Genomic DNA, 13,286 nt, shown 5'->3' with positions numbered 1-13,286 from the left:
GAACATACCGAACGCCGCAGTGGGTGCCTGCAGGCGGCCGCCTCTACAGCAGGCTCAATAGCCATCCTGCGTGGCCTACGGCGGAGGGGTGCAGCGTGCTCATCCGAGGGCGCGCCCGGCCTAGGCGGTCCCGCGCACCCTCGGAGTCGGTCAGGCCAGCAGTTGCAGAGCCTCGGCGCTGCACTGTTGAATACGCGCCCAATCGCCATGCTTGACCCACTGACTGTCGAACATCCAGGTACCGCCGACGCACATCACGTTGGCCAGGGCCATGTAGCGCTGCAGGTTGTCGGGGTTGATGCCGCCGGTGGGACAGAACCGCACATCGCCGAAGGGGCCACCCAACGCCTTGAGCGCCGCGGTGCCACCGCAGACTTCTGCGGGGAACAGCTTGAAGCGGCGATAACCGAGGGCATAGCCGAGCATGATGTCCGAGGCGCTGCTGGTGCCGGGCAACATTGGCACAGTGCTTTCCAGGCTGGCCTTGAGCAGTTCGGCGGTCGAGCCCGGGGTGACGATGAACTGCGCCCCGGCCTCCTCGGCGGCGGCGAGCATCTGCAGGTCGAGTACGGTACCCGCGCCGACGCAGAGCTCGGGCCGCTGTTCGCGCAGCAGGCGAATGGCGGTGAGGCCATGCGCCGAACGCAAGGTAATTTCCAGTACCGTCAGGCCACCGGCCGCCAGGGCATCGGCCAATGGCAGGATGTCCGCCTCGCGGGCGATGGTGATCACCGGCATGATCCGCGCACGGGCGCAGAGGCTGTCGATCTGGGCGATTTTTTCGGCCATGCGGGCGTGCTGGCTGTTGTCGTTGGTCGTCATAGCGTCTGGTCCTTCGGCCCTAGGGGCACCAGTAAATCTCAAGGGGGAATGCAAAAGCGCGCGCACTGGCATGCTCGCCACCTCGCCCACAGCCAAGGCTTCGGCCAGGGTCTTGAGCTTGCCTTGACCCTGCAGGGCCAGCAGTGGCAAACGTGCAGACGTCAGTAACGGCAAGGTCATGCTCAGGCGCTGATGCGGCACGCTGGGCGCCAGCATCGGCAGGCAGCGCCGCGGGCAGTCGGCCTGCAAGGCGTCGTGCAGATTCGGGCTGTTGGGGAACAGCGAAGCGGTATGGCCGTCGTCGCCCATGCCCAGCACCAGCACATCGATCGGCGGCAACTCGGCCAGGGCCTGATCGGCTTTCAGTGCCGCTTGCTGCAGATTGGCAGCCGGCTGATACAGGCCGAAAAAACGCGCGGCAGCGGCCGGGCCACGGAGCAAATGGCGACGCAGCAGACCCTCGTTGCTATCAGAGTGAGCGACCGGCACCCAACGCTCGTCCGCCAGGCTGATCACTACCTGCGCCCAGTCCAGCGGCTGTTGCGCCAGTTGCTCGAAGAAGGCAATCGGGCTGCGCCCACCGGATACCACCAGGGTCGCCTGGCCCTGAGTTTCAATCGCCACGCGCAGCGCCTCGGCGACCGCCTGGGCCAGGGATTTGGCCAGCTGGGCCGGATTGCTCAGGCTGCGCGCCAGCACACCCAGCGGCAAATCGAGATCAGAGATCGCCATACCAGGACCTCCCATCGCGGGTGATCAGCGCAATCGAGCCCATCGGCCCCCAAGTGCCGGCGGCATAGGGTTTCGGCGCATCGCCCAATTGCTGCCAACCGGCGATCAACTGATCGCACCACAGCCAGGCGCATTCGATCTCATCCTTGCGCACGAACAGGTTCTGATTGCCGCGCATCACTTCCAGCAGCAGACGCTCGTAAGCATCGGGAATCCGCGCGCTGCGGTAGGTGTCAGAGAAATTCAACTGCAACGCGTGACTGCGCAACTGCATACCCTTGTCCAGGCCCTGATCCTTGGTCATCACCTGCAGGGCGATGCCCTCGTCCGGTTGCAGGCGAATGATCAGCTTGTTGCCGATCAACTGGCGCTGCTCCGGGGCGAAGATATAGTGCGGCGTCTCCTTGAAGTGGATGACGATCTGCGACATTTTTTCCGCCATGCGCTTGCCGGTGCGCAGGTAGAAAGGCACGCCGGCCCAGCGCCAGTTGCGAATGTCCGCACGAATGGCGACGAAGGTTTCGGTATCGCTCTGGGTGTTGGAGTTTTCCTCTTGCAGATAACCCGGCACCGCCTTGCCATCGCTGCTGCCGGCCACGTACTGACCACGTACCACCTGGCGGCTGAGCTGCGCAGCGGTGATCGGCTCCAGCGCCTTGAGCACCTTGACCTTCTCGTCACGGATGCTGTCGGCGGACAGTTCGCTGGGCGGGTCCATGGCAATCAGACAGAGCAGTTGCAGCAGGTGGTTCTGGATCATGTCGCGCAACTGACCGGCCTGGTCGAAGTACCCCCAACGGCCCTCGATACCGACCTTCTCCGCCACGGTGATTTCCACGTGGGAAATGTGATTCTGGTTCCACTGGGATTCGAACAGGCTGTTGGCGAAGCGCAGGGCAATCAGGTTCTGTACCGTCTCCTTGCCCAGGTAGTGGTCGATACGGTAGATGCGGGTTTCCGGGAAATACTCTGCTACCGCGTCGTTGACCGCACGCGAGGAGAGCAGATCGTGGCCGATGGGTTTTTCCAGCACTACCCGCGCCCGTTCGGCCAGGCCGACCCGCGCCAGGTTGGCGCAGATGCCGCCGTAGACCGAGGCCGGCGTGGCGAAGTAGGCGATCACTCGTTCACCCGTCCCGACTTGCTCGGCCAGCGCGTCGTAGCCGTCAGCCTGGAGGAAATCCATGGTCAGGTAACTCAGGCGCGCCTGAAAGCGCTGCAGCACCGCCTTGTCGACCTCGTTGGCCGGCACATAGCGCAGCAGGTGCTCGGCGATACCGGCCAGGTGCTGCTGCGCCTCGCCATTCTCGCGCGCCAGGGCGAAAATTCGCGTATCGGCATGCAACAGCCCGGCGCGGTCGAGCTGGTAGAGTGCCGGGAACAGTTTGCGCAAGGCCAGATCACCCAGCGCGCCGAACAAGGCAAAAGTACAGGATTCAACGGTTATCGAAGGCATAATGTTTGTTCTTTTATCAAGTTAAACTAGAAATACCCTGTTGAAGGGGATTTATCAAGGCTACATGTAGTAATAAAAACAACATTTTGTCAAAATCCACTTTGCAGTGGTAGCCCCTTGGCCCCATCAGTACGATAGGCCAGCAATTTCAGCCCTGGCTAAGGAATGACAATGGACCGCGTGCGCAATCTTCTGGAACAGATCCAGGGCCGACTCGACAGCCTGAACAAGGCCGAGCGCAAAGTCGCCGAGGTGATTCTGCGCAACCCGCAGCAAGCCACCCGCCTGAGTATCGCCGCTTTGGCCCAAGCCGCCCTGGTCAGCGAACCGACGGTCAACCGCTTCTGCCGCTCGTTCGGCGTCAGCGGCTACCCCGAGCTGAAAATGCAGCTGGCGCAGAGCCTGGCCAGCGGCGCCGCCTACGTCAGCCGCGCCGTGGAAGCCGACGACGGCCCCGAAGCCTATACCCGCAAGATCTTCGGCAGCGCCATCGCCTCGCTGGACAGCGCCTGCCAATCGCTCGACCCGCAACTGGTTAGCCGTGCGGTCGACCTGCTGATCCAGGCCCGGCAGATCCACTTCTTCGGCCTTGGCGCTTCGGCGCCGGTGGCCCTGGATGCGCAGCACAAATTCTTCCGCTTCAACCTGGCAGTATCGGCCCACGCCGACGTACTGATGCAACGCATGCTGGCCTCGGTAGCGCACACCGGCGACCTGTTCGTGATCATCTCCTACACCGGACGCACCCGCGAGCTGGTGGAAGTGGCACACCTGGCCCGGGAAAACGGCGCCTCGGTGCTCGGCCTGACCGCCGCCGGCTCGCCCCTGGCCAAGGCCAGCACCCTGAGCCTGAACATCCCGCTGCCGGAAGACACTGACATCTACATGCCGATGACCTCGCGGATCATCCAGCTCACCGTGCTCGACGTATTGGCCACCGGTATGACCCTGCGCCGCGGCGTGGACTTCCAGCCACACCTGCGCAAGATCAAGGAAAGCCTCAACGCCAGCCGCTATCCGCTGGACGAAGAACCGAGCTGATCCACGGCGGAACAACCTGCAAGCCACGCCTATGCCAAGCGCGCCTGCAACTCCAGCACGGCGTCTTCACCCGGCTTGAGGATCAGGCTGTCGGCGCCGCAACTGGCGGCCTCGACACAGACAAAACCCAGCGCCTCGCGCCAACTCACATCGCTCAAGGGCCGACTACCGGGATGCCAGACCACGCTGTTGGCGCCGCCGCGGGTGTCGACCAGCAGGCGCCGCTGCCAGGCCAGATCCTGCACCTGGACGAGCGCGCCGCGGCGAAAGATCCGGTGGCAGCCATCCTCGATGCGCAGCTCGCCCTGCTGCCGGCACTCACCGCGCGCCAGCAAGTCCTGGCCTGCGGCGCCATCCAGGCCGAGCAGCGCCACCCGCGCGACATCGCTGATGCGCCAATAGGCATGCAAGGCCTGACTGAGCTGACAGGGCTCGCTGTCCTGATGAGACGTGCGCAGACGCAACTTCATCTGCTCACCCAGTTCGGCCTCCAGGGTCACCCGCCAGTCGCACAGCTGCAGCTGCCAGGTCAGGCGCATGCCCTGCTCGTCCACCTCGCTGCCGAGCAAGTGCCATTCACTCAGCCGCGCCCAGCCATGGGACGGCCAACCACTCTCGCTGGGGTGGCGACCGAACCAGGGCCAGCACACCGGCACGCCGCCGCGAATCGCCCCACCACGCGGCCAATGCCTGGCGCACCACAACCAGGGGTGCTGGCCCTGTGGCTGGAAATGCAGCAACTGGCCGCCCTGGCGACTGAATATGGCCTGAAAACGGGGATGCTCGATCAGCAGCAATTCGCGCTCCTGATGGGTCACCCAGCGCATGCCTTGCCCGGCGGGCGACAGAAACAACCCGGCCAGGGGGTGCTCTGCAGCAGCCCCTGGCCGGGTTATCGGCGCGCCGGACGAACGCCGCGGCTTAGCCGGCAGCATCGACCCGCTCGAAACGGGCGATCACCACCAGTATTCGACCTGCACGCCGAAGTTGGAGCCGTGCCGCGCGGTGCCGAAGGCGCCAGTGTCGGACAGGGCCGAGCCCGCCACCAATTCGCTGGCCGCACGCTGCGCCGCTGCGTTCCAGCTGGCATAGGTGTAGTACAGGCGCACTTCCGGGCGCGCCCAGAAATCCGGACCGTTCGGCGACCAGGTTGGCGCCACGGTGACCTTGTTCAGCTTGCGCGTGCCATCGGCAGCCTCGACCTGATCGTGACCGACCTCGCCAACCAGCTTGAACTGCTCGGTGAAGGCGTAGCTGGTACGGGCGCCAACCGACAGCCAGTTTTGCTCATCCTTGTCCTCTGCCCGCTTATCCTTCTGGTAGACGAACTGCGCCTGACCACCCCAGCGCGGCGTGGCCTGCCAATCGAAGAATTCCACCAGACGATAACGCTTGGCGCTGCGGTCCAGGTTGACATCGCCTGTAGAGCCCAGCGCGGTGCCGGGGCCCGGGCCGTATTGCAGGGCCAGGGTGTTCTTGCCGCCAAGGCCGAGAAAGTCCGCCTGTTTGTGCTGGGCGGTCACCGACCAGCCGCTGTTGGCGCCTTCGATATGGCGCGGCTTGGCGATATAGCTCAGGCCCAACTCCAGTTCGCCACCCGGGTTGGTCTGGAAACCGGCGACGTTGAAATCGTGACGGTTGATGTATTCCTCCTGAAACACGCTGTCCTTGCGCGAAAAGGCGTAGCTGTACTTCAGACCGCCCAGCTCGAAATCCTCGATACCGGCGCCGGTGGCGCTCTGGTTCCAGTAGAAGAAATCGCTGATATGGATGTCGTTGCGCTTGTAGTACCGCCGCCCCGCCCACAGCGAGCCGCCATTGAGCGCCGGCAGCTTGCTCCACTCGACGAATCCCTGGCTCATCCGGGAAAAACCATGCTCACCGGTGAACTCCGGGGTATGACCGTACTCGTTGAACAACTGCGCCATGCCCTCGACGCTGAGCACCGAGCCGTCGTCCAGGGTCAGCAGATCCTGGCGCAGATCCAGCTCCGAGTACTGCTCGCACTCGTTGCCCAGGCGGTATTTCGATTGGGCGCCGGGCAACTGGAAGCAGGACTGGCTGCCGCCGTTCTCCGTACTGCCCGCACCGCTGCGCACATAGCCGCTGAACTCCAGGGCCTGGGCAGTCAAAGGCAGGCCGGCGAGGGCTAATGCCAAGGTAAGTTTTCTTGTTGTTTTCATTAATTAACTGCTCCGTTTTGTTGTTATTGTCTGCCGCTCTGAGCACAGCCTCGCGCGATCGCTACTCCCCCGGCGGCACGCCAGGCGCACCACCAACCATCTGCACCAGCCCGTGCCGACGGAGCGAGCCATAACCGTAGGAGCGGGCCATGCCCGCGAGTAAATAGGCGGCATCAAAGCTTCGCGGGCATGGCCCGCTCCTACGATTCAGTACGCGTCGCGCCCTAGCCGGCCTTGAACTGGGCCACTTTGCCTTCGCTGGCCAGGGACTTTCCCGGCAGCAGGCGCTCGCCGCTCTTGGCGTCGAACAACAGCACCTTGCTCGGATCGAACTGCAGCTCCAGGGTTTGCCCCACCTGCGGCGCATCGTCCGGGGCCATGCGGCAGCAGACCTTGGTCTGGTTGAGCTCGACGAACACCAGGGTGTCCGGCCCGGTGGGCTCGATGACCTCGACCGCGACCCGAATCGACGACTGATTGCGGCTCTCGGCGGTGGCCAAGAGGATCTGCTCGGGACGAATACCGAGGATCACCTCGCGATCCTCGAAACCCTCATCCATCGCCCCCAACGGCAGTTCGCAGCGCGCCTGGCCCGGAACGCCGGCCGCAGAGTCGAGCAAGGCCAGCAACTGACCGCCGCGGCGCTGCAAACGCAAGGGGATGAAGTTCATCGGCGGCGAGCCGATGAAGCTCGCCACAAACAGATTGGCCGGGTCGTTGTAGATCTGCTTGGGGCTGCCGAACTGCTGGATGATGCCGTCCTTCATCACCGCCACCTTGTCGCCCAGGGTCATGGCCTCGATCTGGTCGTGGGTGACATAGACCGTGGTGGTCTTCAGGCGCTGGTGCATCAGCTTGATCTCGGTGCGCATTTCCACCCGCAGCTTGGCGTCGAGATTGGACAGCGGCTCGTCGAACAGGTAGATCTTCGGCCGCCGCGCCAGTGCCCGGCCCATGGCCACGCGCTGCTGCTGACCACCGGAGAGCTGGCCAGGCTTGCGGTCGAGCAAATGCTCGATCTGCAGCAGCTTGGCCACCCGCGCCACTTCCGCCTCGATGTCGGCCGGGGCCATCTTGCGCATCTTCAGGCCGAAGGCGATGTTGCCGCGCACGGTCATGGTCGGGTACAGCGCATAGGACTGAAAGACCATGGCGATGTCACGATCCTTGGGACTCATGCCACTGATGTCAGCGTCGTCGACCAAGATCGCGCCGCCGCTGATGTCTTCCAGGCCGGCGATGCAATTCATCAGGGTCGACTTGCCGCAACCGGAGGGACCGACCAGGATCAGGAACTCGCCGGAGTCGATCGAGATCTGGATATTTTTCAGGGTGTCCGGCAGGTCGCTACCGTAGGACTTGTTGACGTTACGCAGTTCGAGGGTTGCCATTTTTCTTTCCTCAACCTTTGACGGCGCCGGCTGTCAGCCCGCGCAGGAAATATTTGCCAGCAAGGATGTAGACGACCAGCGTGGGCAGCCCGGCGATCATCGCCGCGGCCATGTCGACGTTGTATTCCTTGGCCCCGGTGCTGGTGTTGACCAGGTTGTTCAGGGCCACGGTGATCGGCTGGGTATCGCCGCTGGCGAACACCACACCAAACAGGAAGTCGTTCCAGATCTGGGTGAACTGCCAGATCAGGCAGACCATGATGATCGGGGTCGACATGGGCAGCAGGATGCGCCCGAAGATGGTGAAGAAGCCCGCGCCATCCAGCCGCGCCGCCCGCACCAAGGCTTCCGGAATACTCACGTAGTAGTTGCGGAAGAACAGCGTAGTGAAAGCCATGCCGTAGACCACATGGATCAGCACCAGGCCGCTGGTGGTGTTGGCCAGGCCGAGCTGGCCGATGGTGAAGGACGCCGGCAGCAGCACCACCTGGAACGGCAGGAAACAGCCGAACAGCAGCAGGCCGAAGAACAGCTGCGAACCGCGGAACCGCCACATGGCCAGCACATAACCATTCAACGCGCCGATCACGGTGGAGATCAGCACCGCCGGAATGGTGATCTTCACCGAGTTCCAGAAGTAGCCACCGACCCCGTCCCAGGCCTTCAGCCAGCCAATGGCGGTGAACACCTCGGGCCAGGACAGCAGGTTGCCGCTGCGGATGTCTTCCGGGCTCTTGAAGCTGGTCAACAGCATGACCAGCAACGGGATCAGGTAGACCGCGCAGGCGGCCAACAGGGTGGCGTAGATCGCCACGCGGCTCAGGCTGAGCGGGGAACGGCTAGTCATGGCGTTTGCCTCGCAGTTCGGAGTACAGGTACGGCACCAGAATCGCCAGCACCGCGCCGAGCATGAGGATCGCACTGGCGGCGCCGAGGCCCATCTGGCCGCGGGTGAAGGTGTGGGCATACATGAACATCGCCGGCAGATCGGAGGAGTAGCCGGGGCCGCCGGCGGTCATCGAGGCGACCAGGTCGAAGCTCTTGATCGCAATGTGCGAGAGGATCATCAGGGCGCTGAAAAACACCGGACCGAGGCTCGGCAGGACGATGCGCAGGTAGATGTTCGGCAGGCTGGCGCCATCGACCTGGGCGGCGCGGATGATCGACTGATCGACCCCGCGCAAGCCGGCGAGAAACAGCGCCATGACGAAGCCCGAGGACTGCCAGACCGCGGCGATCACCAGGCAGTAAACCACCCGATCCGGGTCCACCAGCCAGTCGAAACGAAAGCCTTCCCAGCCCCAGTCGCGGAGCATCTTGTCGATGCCCAGGCCGGGATTGAGCAGCCATTTCCAGGCGGTGCCGGTGACGATCATCGACAGCGCCATGGGGTAGAGAAAAATGGTGCGGATAAAGCCTTCGCGACGAATGCGCTGATCCAGCAGCACCGCCAGCAGCACACCGATCACCAGGCTGATGCCGATGAACAGGCCGCCGAAGACCAGCAGGTTCTGGCTCGCCACCCACCAGCGGTCGTTGCCCCACAGGCGTGCATACTGCTGCAGGCCAACCCAGGAATAGCTGGGCATGAAGCGCGAGCTGGTGAACGACAGGGCAAAGGTCCAGAGGATGTAGCCGTAAAAACCGACCAGGATGATCAGCATGCTCGGCGCCAACACCAGCTTGGGCAGCCAGCGTTGCAGCGCATCCAGCGGTGAAGCCTTGGTAACAACCGCGATTGAACTCATGGGGACTCCGTATTGCAAATTCATGCGTAGGTCGGGTGGGGCCGCCTAGGTGAAAACCGCCGACAACGGCGCGCAATGCGTAGGGCGGATTCAGGAGCGCAGCGAACAATCCGCCACCCACACGACCCACACTGCTGGCGTACTGCTTCGCGAGTACGCCCTACCGACTGCCATCCCTCCTCGAAATCAGGAGAAATTCGGCGCGACCGATCCCGTGGCGCGCACCTTGAGGCACACGCCGGGGGGAAGAGATTTAAGCTGGCTGGTGTAACCCGCCCTACGATAGCCGCCGGCGCACCGGCGGTCTGGGCTGACTTACTGCACGGCCTGGATCGCCGCGGCCAACTGCTGGGCAGCCTTGCTCGGGTCGGCCTTGGGGTCGTTGAAGAAGTTGGTCACTACGTCGAATACCGCGCCCTGCACATAGCTGGAGGCGGCCATGCCGTGGGCCAGGCTCGGCTGCAGACCACCGCTGGCGGCAGCCGCCTTGAAGTCGAGCATGGACTGCTGCGCGCAAGCATCGAAGCTGCTCATGTCCATATCCGTACGCACCGGAATCGAGCCCTTGCTCTGGTTGAAGAACTCCTGAAACTCCGGCGCCATGATGGTGCGGGCCAGGTCTTCCTGGGCCTTGCGATTGTCCGCGTCGCCCAACTTGAACATCGCCAGGGAGTCGATGTTGTAGGCGAAGCTGCCCTGGGTGCCGGGGAATGGCAGGCACTGATAGTCCTTGCCGGCGACCTTGCCGGCAGCGGTCCACTCGCTCTTGGCCCAGTCGCCCATGATCTGCATGCCGGCCTTGCCGTTGATCACCATGGCGGTGGCGCTGTTCCAGTCGCGCCCGGCGGCATTGGCATCGACATAGCCGTGCAATTTTTGCAGGGCGGCGAATACCTCGACCATCTTGGCGCTGGTCAGGACGCTCTCGTCCAAGTCGACGAACGCCTTATTGAAGTCCTCGGGACCGAGCACGGCGATGGCCAGATCCTCGAACACGGTGCTGTCCTGCCAAGGCTGGCCGCCATGCGCTAGCGGCATGAAGCCGGCGGCCTTGAGCTTGTCGGCGGCGATGAACAATTCGTCGAGGGTAGTCGGTGCGGTGGCGCCGGCTTTGGCAAACACCTCGGGATTGATCCACAACCAGTTGACCCGGTGCACGTTGACCGGCACCGCCACGTAATGGCCACCGAACTGCATCACGTCGATCACCTGCGGCGGCAGCAAGGTATCCCACTGCTGCTGCTTGGCGACGTCGTCGAGTTCGGCGAGCAAGCCCAGCTCGCCCCACTCCTGAATGTCCGGGCCCTTGATCTGCGCGGCAGCGGGCGGATTGCCGGAAACTGCGCGGGTCTTGAGCACGGTCATGGCCGCTTCACCACCACCACCGGCGACGGCGAAGTCTTTCCAGCTGTGGCCCTGGTCTTCGATGAGTTTTTGCAGGGTATCGACGGCGCGTTTTTCGCCACCGGAGGTCCACCAATGCAGTACTTCGACTTCACCGGCGAGGGCTGTCAGGGGCAGCAGATAAGCGAGGGAAACGGCAGTGGCCAGGCGAGAAATCGCATTCATGAGCAGGTTCCTTTCTTGTTGTTATTCACGGGCAAGTCTGGTGCTTGCGCTGGAATCGAGTCTAACCAAGGCCGGGTGCCTGGCGGGTAACGAAGGGATGCGCAAAGGTCACAGGCTGGTTACAAAGCACGAACATCGCAGGGTGCGCGCAACACGCCCTACGATCCCCATCATCGCGGCAAGCTCAGGGTCACCCGCAGGCCGCCCTCGCGCAGGTTACGCAGGCTCACCTCACCGCCGTGGCTGTGGGCGATGTTGCGTGCGATGCCCAGGCCCAGGCCATAGCCCTGCTGCTGCCCGGCCAGGCGGAAATGCGGTTCAAACACCTGCTCCAGGCGCTGCTCGGGCACACCAGGCCCCTCATCGTCGACATGCAGGACGAAGGCTTGGCCATCGTCCTCGATATGCAGGTGAGCGTTCTGCCCGTACTTCAGGGCGTTGTCCACCAGATTGCCGATGCAGCGCTTGAGCGCCAGGGGTTTACCGGGATAGGCCGCGCACGCCTGGCCATCCAGGGTCACCCGACCATTGCCGGCCGGTGCCAGAAAAGGCTCGACCACATAATTGAGCAACAGGTTGAGGTCGACCGGCTCGATATTTTCGTGAATGTCGGTGTCCTTGACGCACTGCAGGGCGCCCTTGACCAGCATCTCCAGCTCATCCAGATCGCGACTGAACTTGGCCTGCACGGCTTCGTCGTCGAGCAACTCGACGCGCAGGCGCAGGCGGGTAATGGGTGTACGCAGATCATGGGAAATGGCGCTGAACAACTGGCTGCGCTCACGCAGGTAGCGACCGATACGCTCGCGCATGGAATTGAACGCACGACTGACCTCGACCACCTCGCTGCCACCCGCCTCGGCCAGCGGCTCGACCTCGCTACCCAGCGACATATCCCGCGCCGCCAGAGCCAGGCGTTTGAGCGGGCGACTCTGCCAGTGCACCAGGATGCCGATGAACAGCAGCAGAAAACTGCTGGTGAGAATGATGAACCACAGTTGCTGAGCCGGCAGCCCCTGCTGCTCCAGGCCGGCATAGGGCTCGGGCAGCAGCGAGGCGAGGTACAACCACTCCCCCGGAGCGATCTGGATCTGCGTCACCAGCACCGGTGGATTGAGCGGCTCCAGACTCAAGGCGTAATGCGCCCAGGAACGCGGCAGTTCGTCGAGCTTCAAGGCGCTGTTGAAGATGCGCAAATCGTCTGGATTGACGAACTGCACCAACAGGTCCAGGTCCTTGCCCAGCCGTTCGCGCAGGGTGGCATCGACCGCATTGAGCACCGCGCGCTTGCGTGGGGTTTCCGGCAGCACCTGCATAGTCAGGGGCTTGTCGTTGAGCGAGACGAAGAAGCGCGTGCCGCCCATATTGCGCAGTTGGTCGAGGACCAGGGGCCGGTAGCCCAGGGGCAAGGAGCGAAAATAGCTGACGCTGGCGGCCATTGACTGCGCCAGGCTGCGCGAGCTGGCAAGCAAGCCGTCCATCTGGCTGGCGCGCAACTGCGAAACCCAGATCAGGCTCGACAGCGCCTGGGCCAGCAACACCACCAGCAGGGTCAGCAGCAACATGCGCCCGAGCAGCGAGCGCGGTACCGGCAGCAGCTTGCGCAGGCTAAACATGGCTATGGGGCGTGACCGCTGCGGCCAACTGGTAACCGCTGCCGCGCACGGTGCGGATCAGCCGAGCCGGCTTGCCGGTATCGCGCAGGCGCTGGCGCAAGCGGCTGACCGCCATATCGACGATACGCTCCAGCGGCATCACCTCGCGGCCGCGGGTGGCGTTGCCGATGGTATCGCGGTCGAGGATCTGCTGCGGGTGGTCGAGAAACAGCTTGAGCAGGGCGAAGTCGGCGCCGGAGAGGATCACCTCCTCGCCGTCGGTATGGAACAGCCGGTGGCTGACCATATCCAGACGCCACTCATCGAAAGCCAGCACCTCGCTGCCGCGCTCCTGGGTGAAATGCGCACGGCGCAGCAGCGCCTTGATCCGCGCCAGCAACTCGCGCGGGCTGAACGGTTTGCCGAGATAATCGTCGGCGCCCAATTCCAGACCAATGACCCGGTCGGTCTCATCGGAACTGGCGGTGAGCATGATGATCGGCACCTGGGCAAAACGTTGATGCTCGCGCACCCAGCGGCACAGGCTGAAGCCATCCTCGTCGGGCAGCATCACATCGAGAATCACCAGATCCGCCGACTCGGCGCACAGGGCCTGGCGAAACCCGGCACCGTCACCGACGGTGCGCACCTGAAAACCGGCACGGCTCAGGTAGGTGTGCAGCAGTTCGCGAATTTCCTGGTCGTCATCGACCAGCAGAATGGATTTTCCGGGCTGGCTCATGGTCCAC

The 13,286-nt window shown here is 63.6% G+C and carries 11 protein-coding genes and 1 pseudogene; 1 reads left to right on the top strand and 11 read right to left on the bottom strand.

Annotation, left to right across the window (positions count from 1 at the left end):
* Positions 1-150: 150 nt before the first annotated feature.
* The 3 genes and pseudogenes from B2D37_RS04150 to zwf form a co-directional block, all read right to left on the bottom strand.
* A complete protein-coding gene (locus tag B2D37_RS04150; RefSeq protein ID WP_079201529.1) occupies positions 151-822 on the bottom strand; it encodes a bifunctional 4-hydroxy-2-oxoglutarate aldolase/2-dehydro-3-deoxy-phosphogluconate aldolase in 672 nt (223 codons plus the stop codon).
* A gap of 19 nt (positions 823-841) precedes the next feature.
* Positions 842-1,554 (bottom strand): annotated as a pseudogene (gene pgl, locus B2D37_RS04145) (6-phosphogluconolactonase).
* Positions 1,541-3,010, bottom strand: coding sequence for a glucose-6-phosphate dehydrogenase (gene zwf / locus B2D37_RS04140; RefSeq protein WP_079201528.1), 1,470 nt, complete (start codon positions 3,008-3,010; stop codon positions 1,541-1,543). Before zwf ends, pgl begins: the two are co-directional and overlap by 14 nt.
* A 180-nt stretch (positions 3,011-3,190) precedes the next feature.
* Between zwf and B2D37_RS04135 the strand changes: the two genes are divergently transcribed.
* Entirely contained in the window at positions 3,191-4,051 is an 861-nt protein-coding gene (locus tag B2D37_RS04135) for a MurR/RpiR family transcriptional regulator (RefSeq protein WP_177345178.1), read from the top strand.
* Between the two features lie 29 nt (positions 4,052-4,080).
* Here B2D37_RS04135 and B2D37_RS04130 read toward each other — a convergent pair whose 3' ends face one another.
* From B2D37_RS04130 to B2D37_RS04095, 8 genes are all read right to left on the bottom strand, one after another.
* A complete protein-coding gene (locus B2D37_RS04130) occupies positions 4,081-4,878 on the bottom strand; it encodes a D-hexose-6-phosphate mutarotase (protein WP_154067155.1) in 798 nt (265 codons plus the stop codon).
* Positions 4,879-5,007: 129 nt separating this feature from the next.
* Entirely contained in the window at positions 5,008-6,234 is a 1,227-nt protein-coding gene (locus B2D37_RS04125) for a carbohydrate porin (protein WP_079201525.1), read from the bottom strand.
* 224 nt (positions 6,235-6,458) lie between these two features.
* Positions 6,459-7,625, bottom strand: coding sequence for an ABC transporter ATP-binding protein (locus B2D37_RS04120; protein ID WP_079201524.1), 1,167 nt, complete (start codon positions 7,623-7,625; stop codon positions 6,459-6,461).
* Positions 7,626-7,635: 10 nt separating this feature from the next.
* Complete coding sequence (locus B2D37_RS04115; protein WP_079201523.1) at positions 7,636-8,472, bottom strand: carbohydrate ABC transporter permease; 837 nt, start codon at positions 8,470-8,472, stop codon at positions 7,636-7,638.
* Positions 8,465-9,373 (bottom strand): carbohydrate ABC transporter permease, encoded by a 909-nt coding sequence (locus tag B2D37_RS04110; protein WP_079201522.1) that lies wholly within the window; start codon positions 9,371-9,373, stop codon positions 8,465-8,467. The genes B2D37_RS04115 and B2D37_RS04110 overlap by 8 nt, the downstream gene beginning before the upstream one ends.
* Positions 9,374-9,688: 315 nt before the next feature.
* A complete protein-coding gene (locus B2D37_RS04105) occupies positions 9,689-10,942 on the bottom strand; it encodes an ABC transporter substrate-binding protein (protein WP_079201521.1) in 1,254 nt (417 codons plus the stop codon).
* Positions 10,943-11,112: 170 nt separating this feature from the next.
* Complete coding sequence (locus tag B2D37_RS04100; protein WP_079201520.1) at positions 11,113-12,558, bottom strand: ATP-binding protein; 1,446 nt, start codon at positions 12,556-12,558, stop codon at positions 11,113-11,115.
* The gene (locus B2D37_RS04095) at positions 12,551-13,279 is read right to left on the bottom strand and encodes a response regulator (RefSeq protein WP_079201519.1); all 729 of its coding nucleotides are present in this window, start codon (positions 13,277-13,279) and stop codon (positions 12,551-12,553) included. The genes B2D37_RS04100 and B2D37_RS04095 overlap by 8 nt, the downstream gene beginning before the upstream one ends.
* Positions 13,280-13,286: the final 7 nt, after the last annotated feature.

Origin of the sequence: Pseudomonas sp. CC6-YY-74 (assembly GCF_002025205.1) — a bacterium.
Classification (GTDB): domain Bacteria; phylum Pseudomonadota; class Gammaproteobacteria; order Pseudomonadales; family Pseudomonadaceae; genus Aquipseudomonas; species Aquipseudomonas paeninsulae.
Note: the sequence above shows the minus strand (reverse complement) of the source record. Positions and strands in the feature narration are given on the sequence as shown.